Source organism: Kitasatospora sp. NPDC001159 (assembly GCF_053598235.1).
Window position 1 is genome coordinate 1 of the sequence record NZ_JBSFJV010000110.1, and the last position, 24,878, is coordinate 24,878.

Genomic DNA, 24,878 nt, shown 5'->3' on the forward strand with positions numbered 1-24,878 from the left:
CCGCGTCTTTGAAGACAAGGCGTCCGGCAAGAACGTCGACCGGGCCGGGCTCATGGCGGCGCTGGACTACATGCGCGAGGGTGACACGCTCTGCGTGTGGAAGCTGGACCGCCTTGGGCGCTCCACCAAGGACGTGCTGACCATCGCTGAGGACCTGCACCAGCGCGGGATCAGTCTGCGGATTCTGACCGGCACGCTGGCCGGTAGCTACTCGCCCAAGGGTGAGGGCAAGTTCTTCTTCACGATGATGGTCGCGTTCGCCGAACTCGAACGAGACATGATCGTTGAGCGCACCCGCGCCGGACTGGAAGCGGCCAAGGCGCAGGGGCGGGTCGGCGGACGGCCCAAGGCAATGACGCCGGACATGCTCGCCGCTGCACAGCGCCGGAAGGCCGCCGGAGAGTCCTACGGGGAGATTGCCAAGGCGCTCGGGGTCGGCAAGGGGACCGTGCACCGGGCGTTGGCCGCCGAGTAGGGCGCAGCAAGGCCAAGGGACCACCTACGAAGTTGGCAGGTGGTCCCTCTGTCGTTCCCGGGCTTTCCGGCGCTCAGACGGCCGCCGGTGGCCTCTCAGACGCCGTCAGCGCCACGCCCCGCCATCCCTCGTAGCCAGACAGCTTCCGGCGAGCACCGAACCGCTTGTCCATCGCGGCGAACAGCACACTCTTGCCGGTCTTGGTGCCCAGCGACCGAGCCAAGACAGGCTCAGCCAGACTGAACGCCTCCCACACAGCGGAAGTGCGCACGTGCTCAGTTCGCGGCGCAGCGGACAGGCGTGCAACCCAATCCGCCGGGTCCTTCATCGCAGCGCGGAAAGCATCGAACTGTGAAGCCAGCGACAGGAGTTGATTCGCCCGGCCAACCGAGCCGGACAGCATCTCGGACGCCACGTCGCGCATGCGGGAGCAGATCACGAAGTCCAGCGAGATCCGATCCGGCATGAACGCCAGTTCACGGGCAAAGCCGTCCGCGATTTGGTGCAGTTCCTCCTGCGCCTCCGGGGTGGGTGCCTGATTCGCAGCAAACCGGGCGTCAAGCTCCCTAGCGCGCAGGTCCCGACGGCGTTCCTCCTCGGCGGGATCAACATCCGAGGCGGATGCGGCCGCAAGTAGCCACTCACCCATGCCCCGGCGGATCAGCGGCAGGTCACGCCACTGACCATCCACGGTCACCCATTGGCCCCCGTCCCACACGAACGGCACGGCGGGCACGGTCGGATGTGAAGCGGCCCCAGCGGCAGCCTCCCAAGCCTGGCGGGCGACCGCGTCATCTATGTACTTTCCCAACCGAACTCCTCGAAAATGTCGATGCCACTTCACCCCCGCTGTCTTGCAAGAGGTGAGCCACAAGTGAACCATCAAGGTCTGACAGCACTCTCCAGGTGACTCTCCATGAATATGAAACAGCAGGTCAGATCCACTTTAGGTGACTAGAGAGGATCAATAAAAGAACTATCCTGCTGTAAACCCGGAACGTGCTTCGCCATCGTCATTCGTCACCGCGCGCGTCACGGGAGTGAGGGACAGCCACCGCAGCGCCGAAGGCGAGCAAGGCCCGGCGAAAGCCCCGTGCGGCCGTCTGCGGGCGCGAGAAAGCCCCCGCCGGGCTGGTTGGCCAGGCAGGGGCTACAGGGGCCGTTACGGGGCGGCTATGCGTCCTCAGGTGTCATGTCGGCCCATGCGATGACGCACCGCTCATGGCCCGCGAAGCGCTTGCCCCGTTCGCCCCGACTGACGGTCACGCGGTCAATGGCCAGCCTCAGTCGGTTGCGCTGGCCTGCCACGTCGTCCCCCTCCCAGGCTGCCCGCAGAATCTCGCCGTCCAACAGCGGGGAGATATCGACAGTCGGGGTCGGCATTGCCGCCAAGTTGGCGCGCAGGCCCTCGATTCGGCCCCGCAGACGGCCAGCGAGACGGTTGTACCGCTCGATCGCGTCGGCCCCGGAGAATTCGCCACGCACGTAGCGGGCGTCTTCCAAGTCGGCCAGACGGGCGCTCTCTTCGCTGATCTCCGCCTCTATCGCGTCCCGCTTCGCGAATACCTCGGGGTCTTTCCGCTGAACCCACCGGGCTGCGATGGCGGACAGCAGCGGGTCTCCCGGTTCCAGTGCCGGAAGACGGCTCAGGAACGCATCGGTCACGTGGCCGTCAAGGCTCTCGACTCGCGCGGTGACACCCGAACACCCCCGACCCATGCGCTTGTTGGCGCAGACGTAGGAAGTCCCCGACTGGCTCATTGGTGACTCGCACAGGGCGCAGCGGGCAAGACCGGTGAGAAGCGCCGTGCCCTGCTTGTGGCCGTGGCGCTTGCCCGCATGCGGGAACGTACGGGACTCCAGTTGCCGGATGATCAGCTCACGCTCGCCGGGGGTGATGATGCCCTCGCCGATGCCGACCGTGTCCAGCGTCTCGGGATCGCGGTAGGGCACGACTCGGCTGCCGTACTTGCGCGTTCCGTCCGCTGCCTCCGTGTACTCCGTCTGAGGCATGAGGCCAGCGAACGCCGGGGCGCGGAGCAACTGCATGACGCTGGAAGAACTCCACTTGCCGCCACGCGGGGACTCGATCTCGTGCTCGTTCAGGAAGCGGGCGATGTGCACCAGCGCCTTGCCGCTCAGCGCCTCGTCCGCGATCAGCCGGGCGTAGACGGCGGTGTCCGGGTCGTGCACCAGTTTCTTGGTCTCCGGGTCCACGGCGAGCCCGTAGGGCGGCTGCCCGCCGATCCACTGGCCTTTCTGGCGCAGGTACCGCTTTGCGCTGCTCACGCGGGTGCCGATGTTGCGAGATTCCGAGCGGGCAAGCTCAGCGAGCAGGGCAATCGTGACCCGAGCGCTGTCGTTGGCCGTGTCGAGACCATCCATCACGGAGACGAGACGGCCGCCAACGCGACCGATGGCGTCCAGGGCGGTGCCAACTTCGCCAATTCCCTTGCGGGAAAGGCGATCCAGCTTCCAGACCAGCAGGACACCGACCACGCCGGACGTGACAGCGGTGAGCGCGTCATCGAAGCCCTTGCGGCTCACGTCCTTGTACCCGCTGCGCCCCCGGTCGATGTGGACCTTGCGGACGGTCAGCCCGTTGCGCTCGGCCCAAGCGCGGCAGTCGGCTTCCTGGCGGTCGATGGCGGTCTTGCCGTCCCGGTCTAGCGAGAGGCGCAGGTACAGGTCACAGATCGTGTGGTGGTGCACGGGATGATTCTCCCCTGGAGTTCCTTCAATGGGTCAGGACATCCAGAAGTCCAGGACGGTGATCTTGCCCCGGAAGTCGGCGAGCGTGAGCTCCTTGCCGCCGGTGTTCAGCCAACCGCCAGCCCCGACCAGCTCGGGGGCGCGTACACGTGCACGAGATGCCATGCCCGTATCCAACCCCATCGGCGGTGGACGGCATTCCGGGTGGGGTCGGGCGAGCAGTCGGAGGTCGGGCTGGACGGCGGCCTCGTGGCGGGTGAGGGTGCGAGGCCCTCGGGCCAGCGCAGGTACAGGCCGGCGTCGACGGACATGGGGGTGCGCCTACGGGCTTTCCGGGTGGCGGCAGGGCTCGGATGCTACGGCTGCGGAAGATCGGCCTGCCAGCGGATTTCGCCGTCCTGGGTGTGTGGGGTGGGGCGCAGGCCGAGGGCGCGGGCGATGCGGGCCGAGGCGTGGTGGTCGGGGTGGATGTGGGCGATGGCGGTGGTGGTGTCGGCGGCGGCGAGGTGGTCGAGGAGGGCGCGGGCGGCTTCGGTGGCCAGGCCGCGGCCCTGCCAGGGGGTGCCGACCACCCAGGCGAGTTCGACTTCGGAGGCTTCGGAGGCTTCGGAGCGGACGGTGGCCTGGACATAGCCGGTCAGGGCGCCGTCGGCGCGCTGTCGCAGGACCCAGTTGCCCCAGGCCTCGGCCGGGTCGGGGGAACCGGCGGCCAGGCGGGCGCAGCGGGCGCGCATCTCCTCGGGGGCGGCCGGGCGGCCGCCGGTGAAGGTGTGCAGGGCGGGGTCGGCAAGGGCGGAGGCCAGTTCGTCGGCGTGCTCGGGGGCGAGCGGCAGGAGGTCGAGGCGCTCGCTGTGCAGCGGGCTGCAGCGGCTCGTCCGAGCTGTTCGAGGAGCACCGGGCGACCCTCGCCGCCCCGGCTGACACCCGGTACGTGGGCGGGGACGCCGGGTACGCGGCGCTGCACGACGTGGCGCTGCTCAGCGCGATGTACGGCATGTTCGCCGGGGTTGCGCACGCCTTCGCGCTGATCCGCGGCGAGGCCGTCGGGCCGGGCGACCTCGCGCCGCTGCTCAGCGGCTACGTCACCGCGATGTCCCGGACCATCGCCAAGACCGCCGAGCAGCTGGAGAGCGGCGACTACACCAAGGGCGTGGTGTCCAACCTGGCGATGCAGGTCGCGGGCAAGGGCACGCTGCTGCGCACCGCCGAGGAGCAGGGGGTGAGCCCCGAACTACTGCAGCCCTACTTCCGGTTGATGGAGCGCCGGTTGGAGCTCGGCAGCGGCGAGGAGGACCTGACCGGGGTCGTCGACCTGCTGCGACGGTGAGGGGCGGCCGGTAACGTACCGGCATGGCTGACCTTGAAGAACGCGCCAACGTCGTCGCGTCCGGCTCTCGGCAGACCGGTGCGGGGGTGGGCGTCCGACGGCGCCGCGCCGCCGACCTCGCCGACTGCGTCCGGGTGCTGGCCGACGTCCACACCGTCGACGGCTACCCCGCCGACTGGCCCGAGCGGCCCGCCGCCTGGCTCACCCCGGACGGCCTGCTGGCCGCCTGGGTCGCCGAGGCGGAGGGCCGGATCGCCGGGCACGTCGGAATCTCCCGCAGTGCCCCGGGCGATGTCGCCCCCGGTCTGTGGAGTCTGCGGACCGGCGGGCGCCCCGAACTGACCGCCGTGATCGGCCGCCTGTACGTCGCCCCGGCGGCGCGCGGCCACGGGGCCGGTGCCCGACTGCTGGCGAGCGCCGTGGTGCACGCGCGGGCGCTCGGGCTGCACCCCGTGCTCGACGTGCTCGCCACCGACGCCGCCGCCGTGACCCTCTACCGCCGTCTGGGCTGGACCCTGCTCGGCAGCGGCGAACAGCGGTGGGCCTCCGGCCGTACGGTCCTGATCCACTGCTTCGCCGCGCCGAGGGGGTGAGCTGTTCCGAGCCCACCCCCAGCCCGCCGAGCGTTAGCCCGCCGAGCGCTCGGCGGCCGGGCGGCGGCGCAGGGCCGGGGTGGTGAGGGCCGGCGGCTGCCAGGCGCCGTCGGCCTGGTAGAGGTTCGTGCCGGGCGCCACGATGGCGTCGATCCGGTCCAGGACGGCATCGTCCAGCACCAGGTCGGCGCCCTTGAGGGCGGAGTCCAACTGCTCCGTGGTGCGCGGGCCGAGGATCACCGACGTGACCGCGGGGTGGGCCAGGGGGAAGGCCACGGCCAGCTCGGGCAGGGTGCGGCCGAGCTCCTCGGCGAGCTCGGTGAAGGCCTCGACCGCGTCCAGCTTGGCGGCCGTGGCGGGCAGCGCCGGGTCGAAACGGCCCGGGTTGATGGCGGCGCGGCCGCGGGTGAGGTCGATCTCCAGGCCCTTGCGGTAGCGGCCGGTGAGGAAGCCGCCGGCCAGCGGGCCCCAGGTCAGCGCGCCCATCCCGAGCTGCTGCACCACCGGCAGCACGTCCCGCTCCACGCCGCGGGCGAGCAGCGAGTACGGCGGCTGTTCGGTGCGGAAGCGCGGCAGGGCGCGGCGCTCGGCGACGTGGTGGGCGTCCACGATCTGCTCGGCGGGGAAGGTCGAGCAGCCGAAGGCGCGGATCTTGCCGGCCCGGACGAGGTCGTCGAGGACGGAGAGGGTCTCCTCGATGTCCGTGGTGTGGTCGGGCCGGTGGATCTGGTAGAGGTCGATCCAGTCGGTGCGCAGTCGGCGCAGGCTCTCCTCGACCTCGCGGACGATCCAACGCCGGGAGTTGCCGCCCCGGTTGCGGCCCTCGCCCATCGGGAAGTGCGCCTTGGTGGCGAGCACGATGTCGTCCCGGTCGCCGCGGGCGGCCAGCGTCTTTCCGACGATCTCCTCGGACTCGCCGGCCGAGTAGATGTCGGCGGTGTCGACGAAGTTGATGCCCCGGTCGAGTGCGGCGTTGATGATCCGGGCGCAGTCGTCGTGGTCCGGGTTGCCGATCGCGCCGAACATCATCGTGCCGAGGCAGTAGGCGCTCACCTCGATGCCGGTGCCGCCGAGGACGCGGTAGCGCATGGTTGTGCTCCTCCTGGTGGTGGGTCGGTGATGCGGTGGTGCGTCAGAGGCTAGGAGTTGGAGTGCGCTCCAAGGCAAGGGCCTGCCGTGGATCCCTCGGGCGGGGGAGTCGGATCGTCGTTCCGACGGACGCCGGGGTGCGGCGGCGCGGGCGAGCCTGGGGCCATGGTGAAGCAGGGGTGGGTCGGAAACGGTTGGGCGGTGGTCGGTTGGGGCGTCGGCTATGGCGGGTTCGGGCTGGGCTGTGCGCTGAGCGGGACCGCGCTGTGGGGCGCCTCCTGGTTGGGATGGGTGGTCGCCGGGGTGGGCCTGGCGGCGGCCGTGGCCGGGTGGGCGGCGGTACGGCTGGGGCGGGTGCGGTGGCTGACGGGGGTGCTGTGGCCGCTGTGCGGGCTGGCCGCGGTGGCGGCCTGGAGCCTGCTGATGGACGTGGTGACGCTGATGTTCCGGCAGAGCGTGGACAGCGTCCCGGACGCGGTGCACAAGGCGCTGGCGGCGGCGGGGGCGCTGCTGCTGGCCGGTGCCGCCCGGGCCCGGCGGCCGGCCGTTCGGGCGGCGGCTCCCCCCGCGGCCCCGTCGTCGGCCCCGGCCACCGTCCAACTCGCGGCCTGTTCGGGGACCTTGGCCTTCGTTCCGTATGTGCTGATGAAGGTGATCTGGGCCTTCGGCGGCAGTTTCGCCGGGATCAGCGGCGACCAGATGCACGCCGGCTACGTGCACAACGGCTCCTCCGGGCTCTGGCTCGCCCTGGAGCGCTGGGGGCTGGACGCCACCGTGCTGCTGGCGGCGATCGGGGTGTTCCTGCTCTGGGGGCTGGTGCGGCCGTGGGGGCAGGTGTTCCCGCGCTGGACCCTGCCGCTGCGCGGCCGCCGGGTCCCGCGTTGGCTGCCGCTCACCCCGGCGCTGATCGGCGCGGCCACGCTGGTGCCGTACGGGCTGGTCGGGATCGGCTACCTGGCGCTGTGCACGGTCGGGGTGATCGGCATCCGGCAGGGCGAGTTCGCCACGGCCGGGCAGGCGCTGCAGGTGGCCTGGGTCGGGGCGTGCGCCTTCGCCGGGTACGGCGTGGCGCTGGCGGTGGCGGCCCGCTCGTACTGGCGGCGGACCGCAGAGTGAGAGTGGAGGTGTTTGCTGAGATGGCAACAAAGCTTGCCGACACGGGATGGTCGGTCGCAGCCTGGCGTTGGAGGTGAGCGCCATGGGTGAGATGAGGACGACGGAGCGCTACGACGTGGTGGTGGTCGGCGCGGGCGCGGCGGGACTGAGCGCCGCCCTGGCGCTGGGCCGGGCCCGGCGGCGGGTCGCGGCGGTGGACGAGGGTGAGCCGCGCAACGCCACCGCCGCCCACATGCACGGCTACCTGAGCCGGGACGGCATGCCCCCGGCGGCGCTGCTGGCGGTCGGGCGGGAGGAGGTCGCCCGGTACGGGGTGGACCTGATCGATGGGCGGGTCGAGCACATCGACGTCGCCGAGTCGGTTGAGCCCGGCTTCGTGGTGCACCTGGCCGGTGGGCCGGTGCTGCACGCCCGCCAGGTGGTGGTCGCCACCGGCCTGCGCGACGGACTGCCGGAGCTGCCGGGTCTGGCCGAGCGCTGGGGCGTCGACGTGCTGCACTGCCCGTACTGCCACGGCTGGGAGGTTCGGGACCGCCCGCTCGGGGTGCTCGGCACCGGCCCGGGCGCGGTCAACCAGGCGCTGATCCTGCGGCAGTGGTCGGCCGACGTGGTGCTGCTCGCGCACACCCTCGCGCTGACCGACGCCGACCGGGAGCGGCTCGCCGCCCGGGGTGTCCGGGCGGTCGAGGGCCGGATCGTCCGCCTGGTCGCCGACGACGGGCGGCTGCGCGGCATCGAGCTCGCCGACGGGCAGGTGGTGCTGCGCGAGGCGGTGTTCGTCTTCCCGCAGCCGGTGCCCCGGGACGCGCTGCTCTTCGGCCTCGACTGCGAGCGGGACGACAACGGCTGGGTCACCACTGACCGGACCGGGCGCACCAGCCTGCCCGGCGTCTGGGCGGTCGGCAACGTCGCCGACCCGCGCACCCAGGTGGTCACCGCCGCCGGGATGGGCGCGGCCGCCGCGTTCGCGCTGGACCACGACCTCGCGACGGAGGACGTCGAGCAGGCGGTCGCCCTCCTCGCCGATCGACGGGGCCGCGCGTCCGACGCCGCGGTACCCGCCTGAGCGGGAAGCTTTCGTCGACCCACTGGCGACCCACGACGCACCACTCGGAAGGAGAGGCCATGTCCTCGCACCAGCACCAGCACCAGGACCAGAATGGCCACGGCCACGGCCACCAGCACGGCCACGGGCACAGCCACGGCCACGTCCCCGCTGCCGACCTGGACTGGGACGCCCTCGCGGCGCACCTGGAACAGGAGGCCGACCTGCGCGCCGGAGCCGTCACCGAGGCCGCACGCTGGCTGTCCGGCCTGTCCGGCCTGTCCGGCGAAGGCGGCGTACGGAGGGTCCTCGACGTCGGCAGCGGTCCCGGGGTGATCGCCGGGCTGCTCGCCGAGGTCTTCCCGGCGGCCGAGGTGGTCGCCGTCGACCAGTCGGCCGCCCTGCTGGAGCGCGCCCGGACCCGCTCCGGCGGTCGGCTGGGTACCCAACAGGCCGACCTGCCCGCCGAGTTCGAGAAGCTCGGCGAGGCCGACCTGATCTGGGCCGGCAACGCGATCCACCACCTCGGCGACCAGCAGGCCGCGCTCACCGCTCTGGGCGCGCGGCTGCGGCCCGGCGGCCTGCTCGCCGTCGCCGAGAGCGGCCTGCCGCCGCGCTTCCTGCCCCGTGACTTCGGCCTCGGCCGGCCCGGCTTCCAGGCCCGGCTGGACGCGGCCCACGAGGACGGCTTCAGCGCCATGCGCGCCGAACTGCCGGACACCACCGAGGAGATCGAGGACTGGCCGGCCATGCTGCGCCGGGCCGGACTGGTCCCCAGCGGTACCCGCACCTTCCTGGTCGACCACCCGGCGCCGCTCGCCCGTCCCGTCCGGGAGTACCTGCACGCCCAGCTCCGTCGCCGCCACGACCAGCTGGCCGAGGCGCTCGTCCCGGAGGACCGCGCCACTCTGGAGGCCCTCCTCGCCGAGGACGCTCCCACCGGCATCCTCAACCGCCCGGACGCCTTCTACCTCTCCGCCATGACCGTCCACACCGCGCGCCGGCCCTGACCCCGGGCCCGCGGGCGGAGCCGCCCCGTCGCCGCGCTGCCGAGGCCGCGGCGGCGGGGCTCCGGGCTGCTGTCGGGCCTGCCGCCCGGGCTCCGGCCACCGTCGGGGCCCCGGGGCGCCGCCCGCGCGACCGCTACCGTCGGGGCATGACAGCGAACCAGCAGGGCTTCGTCGTGGTGACCACCACCCACGAGAGCGAGGAGCAGGCCCGCTCCCTCGCCGCCACCGTGGTGCGGGAGCGCCTGGCGGCCTGCGCGCAGGTGTACCCCGTCCGGTCGGTGTACTGGTGGGACGGCGAGGTGCAGGACGCCGAGGAGTGGCGGATCGACCTCAAGACCCGGGCCGAACTCGCCGACCGCCTGGCCGGGTTCATCGCCGGGCGGCACTCGTACGAGACGCCCGAGGTGATCGCCGTGCCGGTGGTCTTCGGCAGCCCCGGCTACCTGGCCTGGGTGGCGGAGGAGACGGCCGGACCGCTCAGGACGTGACCTCCAGGAAGGCCAGCACCGCCCGCACCCGGCGGTGGTCCTCCTCGGAGGGCGGCAGGTCGAGCTTGAGGAAGATGTTGGCGGTGTGCTTCTTCACCGCCCGTTCGGTGATCACCATCCGCTCGGCGATCGCCGCGTTGGAGCGCCCCTCCGCCATCAGCTCCAGCACCTCGCGCTCACGGGGCGTCAGCCGGTCCAGCGGCTTGCGCCGTTCGGTGCTGCTGACCAGCATGGCGATCACCTGCGGGTCCAGCGCGGTGCCGCCCGCCGCGACCCGCTGGACCGCCTCCACGAACTGGTCGGGATCGAAGACCCGGTCCTTCAGCAGGTAGCCGATCGCGCCGCTGCCGTCGGCGAGCAACTCCTTGGCGTAGAGCTGCTCGACGTACTGGGACAGCACCAGCACCGGCAGTCCGGGAATCTGCCGCCGTGCCGCCAGCGCCGCCTGGAGGCCCTCGTCGGTGAACGTCGGGGGCAGCCGTACGTCGACCACGGCCACGTCCGGGCGCTCGGTGAGGAGGGCCTGCAGGAGGTCCGGTCCGGTGTCGACCGCGGCCACGACCTCGAAGTCGTAGGCCTGCAGCATCCGGACCAGACCGTCCCTCAGGAGGAAGAGGTCCTCGGCGAGGACAACTCGCACGGCAGCTCCATGGTCAGGGTCGTGGGGCCGCCGAGCGGGCTGTGGACGGCCAGGACTCCGTCGAAGGTAGCAAGCCGCCGCTCCAGGCCGCGCAGCCCGGTGCCGCGCGAGGGGTCGGCGCCGCCCGTTCCGTCGTCGGTGACCTGGGCCTTCAGCATGCCGTCCCGGTACCAGAGTTGGACGTCCACGTGCTCGGCGCCGGAGTGCTTGGCGGCGTTGGTCAGCGCCTCCGAGACGGCGAAGTAGAAGGCTGACTCGACCGGTGCCTCGGCCCGGCCCGGCAGTTCGGCGACCACGGTCACGTCCAGCGGGCTGTCCATGCCCAACGCCCGTACCGCGTCGGCCAGTCCGCGGTCGGCCAGGACCGGCGGGTGGATGCCGCGGACCAGGTCGCGCAGCTCGGTGAGCGCGGCCGCGGAGGCCTGGCGGGTCTCGGCGAGCAACTCCCTGGCGGCGGCCGGGTCCCGCTCGACCAGCCGCTCGGCCACGCCCAGGTTCATGCCCATGGCCACCAGTCGGGCCTGCGCACCGTCGTGCAAGTCCCTTTCGATCCGGCGCAGTTCGGCGGCCTGGGTGGTCAGCGCGTCGCGCCGGGTCTCGGTCAGGTGGGCGACCTTGCGCTGGGCGGCCAGCGCCTCGGCGCGGGCGGTCGGGCCGAGCAGCGCCTTGGCCAGCGCGGTGTGGCCGCGCAACGCGCCGGGGGCGATCGCCGGGCCGGCCAGCAGGGTCGGTACGGCGAGCAGAACGGCGATCCGGGCACTGCCGGGGTCGGTCACGTGCACCCAGTAGTACCAGGTGTTGCCGTCGGCCGAGGCGATCGGCTCCCAGAGCCAGGGCTGCAGCAGACCGAAGAGGCCGAAGGCGGTCAGCATCAGCGGGAACAGCGCCACGGTGAAGCCGATCACCGGGTCGACCAGCAGCCAGAGCAGGTCCCGCCAGGTGGCCGGGTCGCCAAGGAAGGCCAGGCAGCGCAGCCAGGCCCCCTTGAGGCCCGGCTCGACCGGCGCCTGCGGCCGGTACGGCTCGCGGATCCCGACGCCGGACCAGTGGGTGGCCAGCGCGCGGCGGCGGCCGGCCAGCGCCCGGACGGCGAGGGCGGTCGGCGGCACCAGCAGTACGCCGACGCCCAGGCCCAGCAGGACGGCGGCGGCCATGGCGGCGACGAGCAGCAGCAGCTGCGGCACCACGAACCCGGCCAGCGCCGCTCCGCGCAGCATCTCCCGCACCGCCCGACGCGGCCGGTCGAGCCGGTTCCACCCGGTGTCCCCGACCGCGGTGTCAGCCTTGTCGGTCATCACTCTTCGCCCCCTTGTGAGACGGCCTCGCGGCCGGATTCCCTACCCCTGGTCCTGTGCTGTGCGAGACCCAGACTGCCGTAGCCCGGTGCCCCGATCACTGGGCCCCGGACCCCTGGTGCGGGTACCTGGGTACACCCCCCGATTGACGCCCGGAGGCCATGGGCCGGCCAGACCTGGCCCGCCTACTGTTCGAGGTGTCCGGAAGCGGCCCGCCACAGGGCGCCGGAGCTTCCCCAACACGCCAGCCCACACAGGGAGTTCGTCATGCCCAAACGCGCCGCCGGCCGTCCGTTGCTCCGCCTGGTCCTGGTCCTGGCGGCGATCGGCCTCTTCCTCTACGGCCTCACCCCGGCCCGGGCTGCTGCTGCGCCTGCTACCAACCGCGCGGCGAACGCGAGCAGTTCGGCGACCGCGGGCAGTCCGGCGACCCCACCCGACCCCGCCGGGGTGAAGCGTCTGTTCGACCAGCTACTCCCGGAGCTGCTCGCCGAGCACCGGATCCCGGGTGCCGCGGTGACCGTGGTGGCCGGCGGGCACGAGCTGTTCACCAGCGGCTACGGCGTCGCCGACGTCCGGACCCGGCGGCCCGTCGACCCGGCGAGAACCGCCTTCTTCATGGGCTCCGACGCCAAGGTCTTCACCGCGATCGCCGTCCTCCAGCAGGTCAGGGCGGGGAAGTTGGACCTGGACACGGACGTCAACCACTACCTGACCGCCTTCAAGATCAAGGACAGCCACCCCGGCCATCCCGTCACCCTGGAGCACCTGCTCACCCACACCGGCGGCTTCGACGACACCTTCATGGGCCTCGCCGAGACCGGCCCCGAGCACGTCGGCGGCCTCGGCGCGACCCTCGCCGCCCACCAGCCCGATCGGGTCCGCGCCCCCGGCGCCGCCGCCGCGTACGACAACTACGGTGTCGCGCTGGCTGGTTACCTGGTCGAGACGGTCACCGGCCAGCCCTTCGACCAGTACCTCGCCCAGCACGTGCTTCAGCCCCTCGGCATGGACCGCACCAGCTTCGCCCAGCCCCACCCCGCCGCGATCGATGCCGAACTCGCCCACGGCTACCGCCCCGAGGGTGACGGCCAGACCGAGACCAAGGGCCTGTACGGACCGCTCACCCCCACCGGCGCCGCCGCCGTCACCACCGCCGCCGACATGGCCAAGCTGCTGCTCGCCCAGCTCCAGCAGGGCGGCGCGGACGGCAGACGGATCCTCGACCCGACCGGCACCGCCCAGCTGCTCGACCGCCACTACGGCCCCGACCCGCGCCTGCCCGGCATGGCCTACCTGCTCGAACAGCGCACCCGCGGCAGCGAGCAGCTGCTGGTCAAGGACGGCGACGTGCCCGGCTTCCACAGCAACCTGGCCCTGCTGCCGCAGCGCGGCGTCGGCCTGTACGTGACCCTCAACGGAGACGGCGCCGACAGCACCGGTGGCTGGGCCACCCAGCAGGTGCTCAACGCCTTCCTCGACCGCTTCTACCCCGCCGCCCCCGCCGCCCCGACCGTGCCGATCACCACCGGCCTGGACCACTTCAGCGGCGACTACCGCTCCACCCGCACCAGCCACAGCAACCTCACCAAGGCCGCCGCCCTGATGGGCTCGCTGCACGTCACCGCCGCCGACGGCCGGCTCACCGTCACCGGCCCGGTCACCCGTGACCCGGAGGCCGAGGAGACCCACTGGGAGCAGATCGAGCCCGGCCTGTTCCAGCAGGTCGGCGGCACCGCGCGGATCGCCTTCCGAACCGGCGCCGACGGGGCGGTGACCGCCCTGCTGACCGACGCCGACCCGACCATCGCCTACCAGCCGCTCGCCTGGTACCAGGCCCCCGGCCTGCACCGGGTCACCGCCCTGGCCGGCCTGGCCGTGCTCGCCCTGACCCTGCTCGGCTGGACGGTCGGCGCGCTGGTGCGGCTGGTGCGCCGCCGGGGCCGGGCAGGTCAGCCGGCCGTACGGCTGCTCGGCGCGGCCGTCAGCACCCTACTGCTCGCCGCCACCGTCTGCTTCGTCCTGCTGACCGCGGACCCCAACGCGCTCAATCAGACGCTGTTCCTGGCCGACTCGCCGCTGTTGACCGTCGTCCCGGTGCTGGTGCTGACCGCCCTGGCGCTGACCGCGCCGATGCTGGTCTGCACGGTGCTGGCCTGGCGCCGCCGCTGGTGGGGCGTCCCCGGGCGGCTGCACTACACCGCCCTGACGCTGGCGTCCCTGCTGCTCCTGCTGCTCGCCGGGGCGTACGACCTGGCCGGGACCAGCGCGCTGGACCTGCTCGGCTGAGCGCGGAAACCAGCAGGCAGGGCCCGGGGAACCCCCGGGCCCTGCCTGTTCGTCATCCTAACCCTCGACCAGCTCTCGACCAGCTCTCGACTAGCTGTCGGCGCCGCCGAAGCGCGCCGTCCAGGCCGCCAGGTCCTCGTCCGTGATCTTCGCGAACAGCACCGGCGGCACCGTGAACGCCGTCCCCGCCGGGACCAGGTCCAGCGCCCGCGCCCCGTCCGCGCCGACCCAGGTACGGGTGGCCGCCGGCGAGTCCTCGGGCAGGGCGAAGGCGCCGCGCATGGCCGCCGCCGCGGTCGGGATGAACGGCTCGGAGACCACCGCGTACAGGTGGATCAGGTTCATCGCCGTCCGCAGGGTCAGCGCCGCCGCCTCCGGGTCGGTCTTCACCTGCAGCCAGGGCGCCTTCTCGTCCAGGTAGGCGTTGCCCGCGCTCCACAGCGCGCGCAGACCCTGCGCCGCCTTGCGGAAGTTGAGCGCGTCCAGCTGGGCCTCGTACTCGGCCAGCAGGGCGGCGATCTGCTCGCCGAGGCGCTGCTCGGCCTCGCCCGCCGGGTGCCCGCCGGGGACGTCGTCACCGAAGCGCTTGCGACTGAAGGAGAGCACCCGGTTGACGAAGTTGCCGAGGGTGTCGGCGAGGTCCTTGTTGACCACCGAGGCGAAGAGGTCCCAGGTGAAGCTGGAGTCGTCCGACTCGGGCGCGTGGGCCATCATGAAGTAGCGCCAGTAGTCGGCCGGGAGCAGCTCCAGTGCGACGTCGCTGAAGATGCCGCGCTTCTGGCTGGTGGAGAACTTCCCGCCGTAGTACGTCAGCCAGTTGAAGGCCTTGACGTAGTCGACCTTCTTCCACGGACGGCGCGAGCCGAGGATGGTCGCCGGGAACATCACCGTGTGGAACGGGACGTTGTCCTTGCCCATGAACTCGGTGTAGCGGACGGTCTCGTCGGCCTCGTACCACCAGGACTTCCAGTCCCGCAGCTGCCCGGCCGGGGCGGCGTCCGCCCACTCCTTGGTGGCGCCGATGTACTCGATCGGGGCATCGAACCAGACGTAGAACACCTTGCCCTCGGCGGCCAGTTCGGGCCACACGTCGGCCGGCACCGGGACACCCCACTCCAGGTCACGGGTGATCGAGCGGTCCTGCAGGCCCTCGGTCAGCCACTTGCGGGCGATCGAGGAGGCCAGCACCGGCCACTTGTCGCCGTGGGCGGCGACCCACTCCTCGACCTCCTCGGTCAGCTTCGACTGCAGCAGGAACAGGTGCCGGGTCTCCCGGACCTCCAGGTCGGAGCTGCCGCTGATCGCCGAGCGCGGCTCCAGCAGGTCGGTCGGGTCGAGCACGCGGGTGCAGTTCTCGCACTGGTCGCCGCGCGCCTTGTCGTACCCGCAGTGCGGGCAGGTGCCGACGATGTAGCGGTCCGGCAGGAAGCGTCCGTCGGCGTTGGAATACACCTGGCGGATCGAGCGCTCCTCGATGAAGCCGTTGCGCTGCAGTTCGCGGGCGATCTCCTGGGTGATCTCCCGGTTCTGCGCCGAGGAGCTGCGGCCGAAGTGGTCGAAGGAGAGCCCGAAGCCGTCGTACACCGCCTTCTGCGCGTCGTGCGCCCGGGCGCAGAACTCGGCGACCGGCAGCCCGGCCTCCTGCGCGGCCAGCTCGGCGGGCGTGCCGTGCTCGTCGGTGGCGCAGATGTAGAGCACCTCGTGGCCGCGCTGGCGCAGGTAGCGGGAGTAGACGTCCGCCGGGAGCATGGACCCGACCATGTTGCCCAGGTGCTTGATCCCGTTGATGTACGGAAGGGCGCTGGTGATCAGGTGGCGAGCCATCCTCGGATGCTCCGATTTCTCCCGCACGCGCACCCCACCCGGAGTGCTGTGCCAGGCGCAGGGGTCCACTGTGGGCTGCCAAGCCTACCGCCGCAGGGGCCCGCGCAGCGGCCGCGCCGTACGGGCGGCGGCCTCACGGCCGGGTGAAGTCGGCGTACCGGTCGAACTCCCCGTCCTTCACCCCGCGGACGAACGCCGCCCACTTGCGCGGCGTCGTCCGCACGATCGCCTCGGGGCGGTCCGACTCGCGGATCTCAACCAGCCCGCCCGCCGCTCTGACCTCGACGCAGTCGGTGCTCTCACCGCTGGCCGACGACTTGCGCCACACGTTCAGCCGCACGTTCATGAGAAGTCTTTCAGTAAGGCCCGGATGAAGTCCCGGGACTCGTCCGTCCCGAGCGCGATCGCCGCGGTCTTCTCCTTGATCCGGCGGTAGGAGGCCAATTCGGCCTCGGTGTGCACGAACTTCGGCCCGTGGGAGAGGTCGATCTGGACGGTGTCCAGCTCCGGGACCGCCCCGCGGGCGAGATACAAACTCTCCCCGGATCCGGTGTAGGTGGGGACGCTGAACGGGATCACCCGAATCTCCAGCCCCGGTCGTTCGGAATTCTCCAGCAGGCTCTGCAGCTGGTCGCGCAGCACTTCCGGGCCGCCGAACTGCATCCGCAGCGCGGATTCGTGCAGGATCGCGCTGTACGGCTTCGGGCGGTCGACGAAGATCTGCTGGCGTCGAATCCGGAATGCCATCCGGGTCTCCGCCTCCTGCCGGACGTGCGAGGGGAGCCGCTCGAACACCGCGGCCGCGTACGCCGGGGTCTGCAGCAGGCCGGGGACGAAGGTGCTGTTCAGGATGGACAGCGAGACCGCGTGGTGTTCCATCTCCGCGATGTCGATGATCCCGCCCGGCATCCGGCCCCGGTAGCCGTCCCACCAGTACTTCCGCCGGTCCTGCGTCATCGCGAGCAGCGCGTCCAGGTACGGGCCGTCGGCGCAGCCGCAGGTGCGCGCCCAGATCCGCAGCCGCTCGGCGCTGATGCCCGACTTCCCGTTCTCCATCTGGGAGATCTTGGGCAGGTCGGTGCCGATTGCGGCGGCCAGGCTCTTGGGCGTCACGCCCACACGTTCGCGCATCTTGCGCAGCTCGATCCCGAGGCGCTGCTGGCGCACGGTCGGCGACAAGCGGGGTGGCATGACTCTCTTCTCCGGATCGCGGCTGCGGTCGATGCTTCCGGTGAAGTGTGCCGTGGCGCCCCGGCCCTAGCTAGCGAAATGGGGGATACCCCACGATGGAGTGAACGTCCACTCCCTCGGTAGCAACTCTGGCACCCTGACTCTAAGGTCGTACGTGTCACTCGCTGACTTGTTGTCGCCTAAACAGTCGCCAAGTCGTCGATCAGCCCTGTCAATCAGCCGTAATGACACGCCAGATGCATGGTCAGGGCGTTCGGCATCACCGACCGGAGACAGCCGTGCCCCTTCCCTCGCATCTCCGCCTCCCCCACCGCCTTCCCCGCCGCATTTCCGCAACCCGGTGAACACCCTCCTGGTTGCCGGATTGTCGGCTCTCCTCCTCGCCGTCCTCTTCGTCGGCTGGCTGGTCTGGCTGGTCAACATGCAACCCCGGCTACCCCGCCCCGCGAAGCGCGGGTTCGCCGCCCGCCATTCCGCCCCCGGCAAGCGGAACCGAGGGGTGTGACCGGCTCCGTCCGCTCCTCTCGCAGGTCGCCCGGCGCCGTTCCTTCTGCAACTGCGCATCTCCTCGGAGACATTGGTGTCCCGGCCGCCCGCACGGGACTGCGGGCGGCCGGGACTGTCGGGGGCTCTCAGACGGACAGCGGCTCGCGGTCGGGGCGCTTGCTGTCGCCCAGGGCCCTGCTGCGGATGAGGGCCGAATCGGCCGTGATCCGACCTCGGGGCAGTTGTTGCCCGCGCCGCAGATGCCTTGTGGACGATCGCGTCGTACTTGACGGCGGCCGGCCTGGTGAGGACCTGGAACCGCTCCATGCGGTGGGCGATCCGCGCCCGGAGGCCCCGAACGGGCAGCCGCGGGTACACCAGCTCGACGATCGCGCGGGCGGCGTCCTCGGCCTGGAGCAGGCCTGGTGGGTGGCCGATCTGGAAGGTCCTTATCCGGCCTTCGGCTCGGTGTTCGAGTTCCGAGATGTCGAGGAGGCTCGCGGGCAGGACGCCCCGGAACTCCTCCCACCATCCCTTGCCGCGCTCCGCAGCGACTGCCGCGAGGGCTTCGACGTAGGCCGAACCGCCTTCCTGGTATTCGCCGGCAAGGGTTCGGACGCGGTCGGGCGAGACGGGGTAGAGGCCCTTCTCGATCTGGGCGATCTTCGTCCGGTCCAGGCCGAGAGTTGAGGCTGCGTCGGCGGTGGTCTTCGATGGCGCACAGGTGACCGGGTTGGCCGCGCTGCTCGTCTCGCCCCCTATGTGGGGTGGCTGGCCTGGCGAACCAGTGATCAGCCTTGCGAAAGGCGGTCCACCAGGCGGGACTTGGCCGCCGGCCACTCGTCCGCGAGCATCGAGAAGTAGGCGCTGTCGCGCCAGGTGCCGGTGGGGCGGAGCCGGTGGCGGCGGAAGACGCCCTCGAACTGGGCGCCGAGGCGCAGGATCGCGTTGCGGGAGCGCTCGTTGAGGGCGTCGGTCTTCCAGAAGACGCGGCCCATGTCCAGGTCCTCGAAGGCGTGGGTGAGCAGCAGCAGTTTGGCCTCGGTGTTGACCGCCGTGCGCCAGACCGAGCGGGCGTACAGGGTGCCGCCGATCTCCACGGACTCGTCCTTCGTGCTGAAGTCGTGGTAGCCGGTGATGCCGACGGCGGTGCCGCTCGCGAGGTTGACGGCGGCGAAGTACACGGATTCTCCCTCGGCCGCCTCCGCGATGCGGGTATCGAGGATCCTGCCGAGCTCCTCCTCCGAGGCGGGCGGGAGGGACATGGTCCAGCGCCAGACCTCGGGCTCGGAGCCGACGGTGGCCCAGAGGTCGGCGAGGTGGCGGCGCTCCAGCGGCTCCAGGCGGATGTGGCGGCCGGTGAGGGTGACGGGTGCGGGCAGCTTCGCGGTCATGATCCGAACGTAGCGCGACTCTGCACTAGATGCAATGGAGTTCTGTACTAGTGCAATTGTGGGCAGCTGGGGCAAAGCGAGGGCCCCGCGGGGCGAATCCCGCGGGGCCCTCGAAGGCGCTCAGGCTCAGATGAACGAGTTGATCTGGATCGTCTCGTCCCGGCCCGGGCCGACGCCGATGGCGGAGATCGGCGCGCCGGACATCTCCTCCAGCGCCTTCACGTACGCCTGGGCGTTCTTCGGCAGCTCGGCGAAGGTCTTCGCCTTGCTGATGTCCTCGTTCCAGCCCGGCAGCGTCTCGTAGACCGGCTTGGCGTGGTGGAAGTCCGACTGGTTGTAGGGGAGTTCCTCGACCCGCTTGCCGTCGATCTCGTACGCGACGCAGACCGGGATCTGCTCCCAGCCGGTCAGCACGTCGAGCTTGGTGAGGAAGAAGTCGGTGAGGCCGTTGACCCGGGTCGCGTAGCGCGCGATGACGGCGTCGAACCAGCCGCAGCGGCGGTCGCGGCCGGTGGTGACACCGCGCTCGCCGCCGATGCGGCGCAGCGCCTCGCCGTCCTCGTCGAACAGCTCGGTCGGGAACGGGCCGGAGCCGACGCGAGTGGTGTAGGCCTTGAGGATGCCGATGACCCGGTCGATCTTGGTGGGGCCGATGCCGGCGCCGGTGCAGGCGCCGCCCGCGGTCGGGTTCGACGAGGTCACGAAGGGGTACGTGCCGTGGTCGACGTCGAGCAGGGTGCCCTGGCCGCCCTCCAGCAGGACGACCTTGTTCGCCTTGAGCGCCTCGTCCAGGACGAGGGTGGTGTCGGCGAGGAAGGGCTTGATCTTCTCCGCGTAGCCCAGGTACTCCTCGACCACCAGGTCGGCCGGGATGGTGCGGCGGTTGTACAGCTTGACCAGGATCTGGTTCTTGTCGTGCAGCGCCGCCTCGATCTTCTGGCGCAGGATCGACTCGTCGAACAGGTCCTGGACCCGGATGCCGACGCGGTTGATCTTGTCCGCGTAGGTCGGGCCGATGCCGCGGCCGGTGGTGCCGATCCGGCGCTTGCCGAGGAAGCGCTCGGTGACCTTGTCCAGGGTGCGGTGGTACGGCGTGATCAGGTGGGCGTTGCCCGAGATCAGCAGCTTGGAGGTGTCGATGCCGCGCTCGTTCAGACCGGCCAGCTCCGAGAGCAGCACGGCCGGGTCGATCACGACGCCGTTGCCGATGACCGGCGTGACGTTCGGGCTGAGAATGCCGGAGGGGAGCAGGTGCAGGGCGTACTTCTGGTCACCGATGACCACCGTGTGACCGGCGTTGTTGCCACCCTGGTAGCGGACGACGTAGTCGACGGAGCCGCCGAGGAGGTCGGTGGCCTTCCCCTTGCCCTCGTCTCCCCACTGAGCGCCAACGAGCACGAGTGCCGGCACAGGCGTACACCCCTTCCGGTTGGGGCATCCTGCGTAGGCCGCTGTCTGCCCCGAGATAGACGAAGCCCCTGGCGCAATGGCGCAAGGGGCTCTTGCACCGAGAGATTACCTGAGGAAGGACCGGTCGTGTCGTCCCTGTCCACGCCTGCAACCAGCGGCCCCGAGCCGATTCTGCTGCTCCTCGACCCGGTGGCCCGGCGGACCGACGGCGAGTCGGTGCGGATCGCGAAGGACGTGCTCTGCGGGGGTACGGACGTCAAGGTGGCCTATCCGGAGAGCCCGTCCGAACTCGACCGGGTACTTTCGCACCGGGGTCGGCGGCGACCGGTGGTGATCGGTTCTGATCTTGCCCTGCAGCGGGTGCTGCAGGCCCTGCATCGCCACCGTGAGCTGGGCGCGGATCCGGTGGGCATGGTTCCGGTAGGGCGCACGGAGGAGCTGGCGACGGCCCGCGCGCTCGGCGTGCCGGGGGAGCCGGTGCGGGCCGCGCGTGCGGTGCTCTCGGGCGCGCCGCGCACCTTCGACCTGCTGGTGGATGACGGTGGCGGGGTGGCGCTGGGCGGGGTGCGGATCACCGGTGGCGGTACCCGCCGGTTGGTGGGCCGTCCGGGTGGCTGGCGTTCGCTATGGGCGAAACTGGCTGCGGCCGAGCAGGCGAACGCACTCGTCTCGGAGGCGGTCGACCGCAGCTCCCGGGTCCGGGTCGAGGCGGACGGCCGGCTGCTCGCGGACGTGCACCGGCCGGTCCGGCTGGTGCAGCTGACCCTGCCGGGTGGCGGCGGGGACGCCGAGGGCGCCGGGGCGGACGCCGAGGGAGTGCTGGAGGTGGTGGTGCGTGCGTCGGGGGCGCTCGTGCGCGCCCGGGCCGCGAGCGTCTCGGTGGTCGGCCGCGGCTTCGGCTACGAGGCGGACGGCCACCCGGTCGGCCCGGTCCGCGCCCGGACCTGGACGGTGCATCCGGGCGCCTGGGGGCTGCTGCTGCCGGCCGCGTGAGGACGCGCGCGAAGGCCCGTGCGAAGGCGCGCGACGGCCCGTGCGAAGGCGCGCGAAGGCCCGTGCGAAGGCGCCGAGGAGGGGGCCCGCCGCGTGAACCCCGGCTGAACCCCGGGTGAGCAGGCTCACGTTCGCGCCCGCCCCGACAACCACCGTTCCGCACACGGAACTGCGCACCGAACTCCCCAACAGGCGCGAACCGCAAGGCCAACCGCGACCCGCCGGAATTCCCCCCACCCGAAATCCCCAGCCCGTAAGGGGTTTTGTCTACGCGCGTTACTCCGCGAGGACCGGACGAACCCGCAGTCCCGCGTTCCGGAAGCCTGTGCCAACTGCCCTAGAATCGAAGGCGTGCCACGTGGTGACGGAAGACTCAACCACGATCTTCTTCCCGGCGAGAAAGGCCCCCAGGACGCGTGTGGCGTCTTCGGTGTCTGGGCTCCCGGCGAGGAGGTCGCCAAGCTCACGTTCTTCGGCCTTTACGCCCTGCAGCACCGCGGTCAGGAATCCGCGGGCATCGCAGTGAGCAACGGCTCCCAGATTCTCGTCTTCAAGGACATGGGGCTCGTCTCCCAAGTCTTCGACGAGGCCTCGCTGGGGTCGTTGCACGGGCATATCGCCGTCGGACACGCCCGCTACTCGACCACCGGTTCCTCGGTCTGGGAGAACGCCCAGCCGACCTTCCGGGCGACCGTGCACGGTTCGCTGGCCCTCGGGCACAACGGAAACCTGGTGAACACCGCCGAACTGGCGGCCATGGTCGCCGAACTGCCCGGCGAGGAGCACGTCTCCCGCTCCGGCCGGACCGCCGCGACCAACGACACCGACCTGGTGACCGCCCTGCTGGCCGGCCACCCGGACCTCTCCATCGAGGAGACGGCCAAGGTCGTGCTGCCCAAGGTCAAGGGCGCCTTCTCGCTCGTCTTCATGGACGAGAACACGCTCTACGCCGCCCGCGACCCGCAGGGCATCCGCCCGCTGGTGCTCGGCCGGCTGGAGCGCGGCTGGGTGGTCGCCTCCGAGACGGCGGCGCTGGACATCTGCGGCGCCTCCTTCATCCGCGAGGTCGAGCCCGGCGAGCTCATCGCCGTCGACGAGAACGGCATGCGCAGCTCCCGGTTCGCCGAGGCCAAGCCCAAGGGCTGCGTCTTCGAGTACGTCTACCTGGCCCGCCCCGACACCTCCATCGCCGGCCGCAACGTGCACCTCTCCCGCGTGGAGATGGGCCGCCGCCTGGCGAAGGAGGCCCCCGTCGAGGCCGACCTGGTGATAGCGACGCCCGAGTCCGGCACCCCCGCCGCGATCGGCTACGCCGAGGCCAGCGGCATCCCGTACGGCTCCGGCCTGGTGAAGAACGCCTACGTGGGCCGCACCTTCATCCAGCCCAGCCAGACCATCCGCCAGCTCGGCATCCGGCTCAAGCTGAACCCGTTGCGCGAGGTCATCGCCGGCAAGCGCCTGGTGGTCGTGGACGACTCGATCGTCCGCGGCAACACCCAGCGCGCGCTGGTGCGGATGCTGCGCGAGGCGGGCGCCGCCGAGGTGCACATCCGGATCTCCTCGCCGCCGGTGAAGTGGCCCTGCTTCTTCGGCATCGACTTCGCCACCCGCGCGGAGCTGATCGCCAACGGGATGACGGTGGAGGAGATCGGCCGCACGCTCGGCGCCGACTCGCTCGCCTACATCTCGATCGACGGCATGATCGAGGCCACCAAGCAGCCCAAGGACAAGCTCTGCCGGGCCTGCTTCGACGGCGAGTACCCGATGGAGCTGCCGGACCCGGCGCTGCTCGGCAAGCTCCTGCTGGAGGCCGAGATCAAGGGCGGTCAGCAGCAGCCCGCCGTCCGCGGCAAGCCGACCAGCGGCAGCGACCTGGACGGTGTCCAGTCGCTGCTCGGCGGGGCGGGCGCGGCCGACGCGCTGCGCCGCCCGTAACGAGTCCACGGTGGGGTCCCGCGAACCGGGGCCCCACCGCTGTTCCACCCCCTCCGCCGTAACGAACCGCCCCCACCAGACCCGAAAGGGCCGCACGCAGTGACCTCCAACCAGAACGGCGCCACCTACGCCGCCGCCGGTGTCGACATCGAGGCGGGCGACCGCGCCGTCGAGCTCATGAAGCAGTGGGTGAAGAAGGCCAACCGCCCCGAGGTGGTCGGCGGTCTCGGCGGCTTCGCCGGCCTCTTCGACGTGTCCGCCTTCAAGAACTACGAGCGCCCGCTGCTGGCCTCGGCCACCGACGGCGTGGGGACCAAGGTGGCCATCGCGGCCGCCATGGACAAGCACGACACCATCGGCCACGACCTGGTCGGCATGGTCGTCGACGACATCGTGGTGTGCGGTGCCGAGCCGCTGTTCATGACCGACTACATCTGCGTCGGCAAGGTCGTCCCGGAGCGGGTCGCCTCGATCGTCAAGGGCATCGCCGAGGGTTGCGCGCTGGCCGGCTGCGCCCTGGTGGGCGGCGAGACCGCCGAGCACCCGGGCCTGCTCGGCCCGGACGAGTACGACGTCGCGGGCGCCGGCACCGGCGTGGTCGAGGCCGACGCGCTGCTGGGCGCCGAGCGCGTCCGGGCCGGTGACGTGGTGATCGCGATGGCCGCCTCGGGCCTGCACTCCAACGGCTACTCACTGGTCCGCCACGTGCTGCTGAACGAGGCCGGCTGGAAGCTGGACCGCAAGGTCGAGGAGTTCGGCCGCACCCTCGGCGAGGAGCTGCTGGAGCCGACCCGGATCTACTCGCTGGACTGCCTGGCGCTGATCCGCGCCACCGAGGTGCACGCCTTCTCGCACGTCACCGGCGGCGGCCTGGCGGCGAACCTGGCCCGGGTCATCCCGGACGGCCTGCACGCCCGCCTGGACCGCGGCACCTGGACCCCGCTGCCGGTCTTCCGAACCGTCGCCGAGGTCGGCAAGGTGGCCACCCTGGAGATCGAGAAGACGCTCAACATGGGCGTCGGCATGGTCGCCGTCGTCCCGCCGCACTCGGTGGACGTGGCGCTGTCGATCCTGGAGGACCGCGGTGTCGAGGCCTGGCTGCTCGGTGACATCGTCGAGCGCACCGACGGGCACGAGGGCGGCGCGGCCCTCTACAACGCCTACGAGGGCTTCACCGCGGGCTGAGCCCCGTCGAAGACCGTGAGAGGGCCCCTCCGGTGCGCCGGAGGGGCCCTCTCACGTCCCCGGAGGGGGAGACGTCAGGCGGAACGCTCCCCTCATCGGAGGGGGGCGGTACGCGGGAACGCCGAAGACCGGTCCGTCGCCGTGGGCGCCGGACCGGTCCGGTGAAGCTGTGGGTTACGAGCGGCGGGAGGCCTGCGACGGTCCGGCACCCGGCTCGTTGTCGTCCTCGTCGTCGACGGCGTAGCGGGCGGCGTACTCCGCGTACGGGTCGTCGTCCTCTTCCTCGATCGGCTCCGGCTCGATCGAAGGCGTGGACGGCGATACGCCCAGCTCGTTGGACAGACGGTTAGCGTCGAACCCGCCGCTGTTGTACTTCAGCTC

At 71.5% G+C, this 24,878-nt stretch carries 24 protein-coding genes and 2 pseudogenes; 12 read left to right on the plus strand and 14 right to left on the minus strand.

The annotated features are described in order from the left end of the window. Nucleotides 1–475, plus strand: a 475-nt coding sequence (locus ACWC9T_RS34925; RefSeq protein ID WP_449825073.1) for a recombinase family protein, incomplete at its 5' end; no start/stop codon positions are given. A 73-nt stretch (nt 476–548) separates the two neighbouring features. On the opposite strand, the gene ACWC9T_RS34930 is transcribed toward ACWC9T_RS34925, so the two are convergent. The 4 genes from ACWC9T_RS34930 to ACWC9T_RS34945 all read right to left on the minus strand — a co-directional run bounded on the left by ACWC9T_RS34930 (nt 549) and on the right by ACWC9T_RS34945 (nt 4,044). Then, complete coding sequence (locus ACWC9T_RS34930) at nt 549–1,211, minus strand: hypothetical protein (RefSeq protein WP_449825074.1); 663 nt, start codon at nt 1,209–1,211, stop codon at nt 549–551. Between the two features lie 437 nt (nt 1,212–1,648). Beyond that, on the minus strand, nt 1,649–3,187 hold the full coding sequence (locus tag ACWC9T_RS34935; protein ID WP_449825075.1) for a recombinase family protein: 1,539 nt from the start codon (nt 3,185–3,187) through the stop codon (nt 1,649–1,651). A gap of 33 nt (nt 3,188–3,220) precedes the next feature. Beyond that, nucleotides 3,221–3,352, minus strand: coding sequence for a thioredoxin domain-containing protein (locus tag ACWC9T_RS34940; RefSeq protein ID WP_380442992.1), 132 nt, complete (start codon nt 3,350–3,352; stop codon nt 3,221–3,223). A gap of 191 nt (nt 3,353–3,543) precedes the next feature. After that, a complete protein-coding gene (locus ACWC9T_RS34945; RefSeq protein WP_449825093.1) occupies nt 3,544–4,044 on the minus strand; it encodes a GNAT family N-acetyltransferase in 501 nt (166 codons plus the stop codon). Between ACWC9T_RS34945 and ACWC9T_RS34950 the strand changes: the two are divergent. Both ACWC9T_RS34950 and ACWC9T_RS34955 read left to right on the plus strand, forming a co-directional pair. Continuing rightward, nucleotides 3,987–4,514: pseudogene (locus tag ACWC9T_RS34950) on the plus strand (imine reductase family protein); the annotation flags it as partial. The gene ACWC9T_RS34945 and the pseudogene ACWC9T_RS34950 sit on opposite strands and share 58 nt — an antisense overlap. 23 nt (nt 4,515–4,537) lie before the next feature. Then, nucleotides 4,538–5,107, plus strand: a complete 570-nt coding sequence (locus ACWC9T_RS34955; protein ID WP_449825076.1) for an N-acetyltransferase family protein — start codon at nt 4,538–4,540, stop codon at nt 5,105–5,107. A gap of 33 nt (nt 5,108–5,140) precedes the next feature. On the opposite strand, the gene ACWC9T_RS34960 is transcribed toward ACWC9T_RS34955, so the two are convergent. After that, nucleotides 5,141–6,196 (minus strand): aldo/keto reductase, encoded by a 1,056-nt coding sequence (locus ACWC9T_RS34960; protein ID WP_449825077.1) that lies wholly within the window; start codon nt 6,194–6,196, stop codon nt 5,141–5,143. Between the two features lie 165 nt (nt 6,197–6,361). Here ACWC9T_RS34960 and ACWC9T_RS34965 point away from each other — a divergent pair, with 165 nt between their 5' ends. The 4 genes from ACWC9T_RS34965 to cutA all read left to right on the plus strand — a co-directional run bounded on the left by ACWC9T_RS34965 (nt 6,362) and on the right by cutA (nt 9,855). Beyond that, the gene (locus tag ACWC9T_RS34965) at nt 6,362–7,312 is read left to right on the plus strand and encodes a hypothetical protein (protein WP_449825078.1); all 951 of its coding nucleotides are present in this window, start codon (nt 6,362–6,364) and stop codon (nt 7,310–7,312) included. 82 nt (nt 7,313–7,394) lie between these two features. Continuing rightward, entirely contained in the window at nt 7,395–8,378 is a 984-nt protein-coding gene (locus ACWC9T_RS34970) for an NAD(P)/FAD-dependent oxidoreductase (RefSeq protein ID WP_449825079.1), read from the plus strand. Between the two features lie 59 nt (nt 8,379–8,437). Continuing rightward, nucleotides 8,438–9,367: a class I SAM-dependent methyltransferase gene (locus ACWC9T_RS34975; RefSeq protein WP_449825080.1), complete on the plus strand. Its 930-nt coding sequence runs from the start codon at nt 8,438–8,440 to the stop codon at nt 9,365–9,367. Between the two features lie 146 nt (nt 9,368–9,513). Beyond that, a complete protein-coding gene (gene cutA, locus ACWC9T_RS34980; RefSeq protein ID WP_449825081.1) occupies nt 9,514–9,855 on the plus strand; it encodes a divalent-cation tolerance protein CutA in 342 nt (113 codons plus the stop codon). Here cutA and ACWC9T_RS34985 read toward each other — a convergent pair. Together ACWC9T_RS34985 and ACWC9T_RS34990 are read right to left on the minus strand one after the other, a co-directional pair. Next, complete coding sequence (locus ACWC9T_RS34985; protein ID WP_449825082.1) at nt 9,845–10,495, minus strand: LuxR C-terminal-related transcriptional regulator; 651 nt, start codon at nt 10,493–10,495, stop codon at nt 9,845–9,847. The genes cutA and ACWC9T_RS34985 overlap by 11 nt on opposite strands. Then, complete coding sequence (locus ACWC9T_RS34990) at nt 10,459–11,790, minus strand: sensor histidine kinase (RefSeq protein ID WP_449825083.1); 1,332 nt, start codon at nt 11,788–11,790, stop codon at nt 10,459–10,461. The genes ACWC9T_RS34985 and ACWC9T_RS34990 overlap by 37 nt, the downstream gene beginning before the upstream one ends. A gap of 267 nt (nt 11,791–12,057) precedes the next feature. Between ACWC9T_RS34990 and ACWC9T_RS34995 the strand changes: the two genes are divergently transcribed. Then, nucleotides 12,058–14,079, plus strand: coding sequence for a serine hydrolase domain-containing protein (locus ACWC9T_RS34995; protein WP_449825084.1), 2,022 nt, complete (start codon nt 12,058–12,060; stop codon nt 14,077–14,079). Nucleotides 14,080–14,169: 90 nt separating this feature from the next. Here ACWC9T_RS34995 and metG read toward each other — a convergent pair whose 3' ends face one another. The 3 genes from metG to ACWC9T_RS35010 form a co-directional block, all read right to left on the minus strand. Beyond that, a complete protein-coding gene (gene metG / locus ACWC9T_RS35000) occupies nt 14,170–15,903 on the minus strand; it encodes a methionine--tRNA ligase (protein ID WP_449825085.1) in 1,734 nt (577 codons plus the stop codon). 133 nt (nt 15,904–16,036) lie between these two features. Further along, a complete protein-coding gene (locus ACWC9T_RS35005; RefSeq protein WP_449825086.1) occupies nt 16,037–16,249 on the minus strand; it encodes a DUF397 domain-containing protein in 213 nt (70 codons plus the stop codon). Further along, nucleotides 16,246–17,094: a helix-turn-helix domain-containing protein gene (locus ACWC9T_RS35010; protein WP_449825087.1), complete on the minus strand. Its 849-nt coding sequence runs from the start codon at nt 17,092–17,094 to the stop codon at nt 16,246–16,248. The genes ACWC9T_RS35005 and ACWC9T_RS35010 overlap by 4 nt, the downstream gene beginning before the upstream one ends. Before the next feature lie 340 nt (nt 17,095–17,434). Between ACWC9T_RS35010 and ACWC9T_RS35015 the strand changes: the two genes are divergently transcribed. After that, nucleotides 17,435–17,599 (plus strand): hypothetical protein, encoded by a 165-nt coding sequence (locus tag ACWC9T_RS35015; protein ID WP_449825094.1) that lies wholly within the window; start codon nt 17,435–17,437, stop codon nt 17,597–17,599. Nucleotides 17,600–17,880: 281 nt separating this feature from the next. On the opposite strand, the pseudogene ACWC9T_RS35020 reads toward ACWC9T_RS35015, so the two are convergent. From ACWC9T_RS35020 to ACWC9T_RS35030, 3 genes and pseudogenes are all read right to left on the minus strand, one after another. Continuing rightward, nucleotides 17,881–18,420: pseudogene (locus ACWC9T_RS35020) on the minus strand (Scr1 family TA system antitoxin-like transcriptional regulator); the annotation flags it as partial. Next, nucleotides 18,372–18,974 carry a GNAT family N-acetyltransferase gene (locus ACWC9T_RS35025; RefSeq protein ID WP_449825088.1) on the minus strand — a complete coding sequence of 201 codons (603 nt, stop codon included), beginning with the start codon at nt 18,972–18,974 and terminating at the stop codon, nt 18,372–18,374. The gene ACWC9T_RS35025 and the pseudogene ACWC9T_RS35020, both read right to left, overlap by 49 nt. 126 nt (nt 18,975–19,100) lie before the next feature. Beyond that, the gene (locus ACWC9T_RS35030) at nt 19,101–20,384 is read right to left on the minus strand and encodes an adenylosuccinate synthase (protein ID WP_355673658.1); all 1,284 of its coding nucleotides are present in this window, start codon (nt 20,382–20,384) and stop codon (nt 19,101–19,103) included. A 126-nt stretch (nt 20,385–20,510) separates the two neighbouring features. On the opposite strand from ACWC9T_RS35030, the gene ACWC9T_RS35035 reads away from it, so the two are divergent. The 3 genes from ACWC9T_RS35035 (at nt 20,511) to purM (ending at nt 24,497) form a co-directional block, all read left to right on the plus strand. Next, entirely contained in the window at nt 20,511–21,377 is an 867-nt protein-coding gene (locus tag ACWC9T_RS35035; protein WP_449825089.1) for a diacylglycerol kinase, read from the plus strand. 351 nt (nt 21,378–21,728) lie between these two features. Further along, complete coding sequence (purF, locus tag ACWC9T_RS35040) at nt 21,729–23,312, plus strand: amidophosphoribosyltransferase (RefSeq protein WP_449825090.1); 1,584 nt, start codon at nt 21,729–21,731, stop codon at nt 23,310–23,312. Nucleotides 23,313–23,411: 99 nt separating this feature from the next. Then, complete coding sequence (gene purM / locus ACWC9T_RS35045) at nt 23,412–24,497, plus strand: phosphoribosylformylglycinamidine cyclo-ligase (RefSeq protein WP_449825091.1); 1,086 nt, start codon at nt 23,412–23,414, stop codon at nt 24,495–24,497. A 174-nt stretch (nt 24,498–24,671) separates the two neighbouring features. On the opposite strand, the gene ACWC9T_RS35050 is transcribed toward purM, so the two are convergent. Continuing rightward, nucleotides 24,672–24,878 (minus strand): DUF3073 family protein (locus tag ACWC9T_RS35050; protein WP_449825092.1); only part of this gene is annotated, 207 nt, incomplete at its 5' end.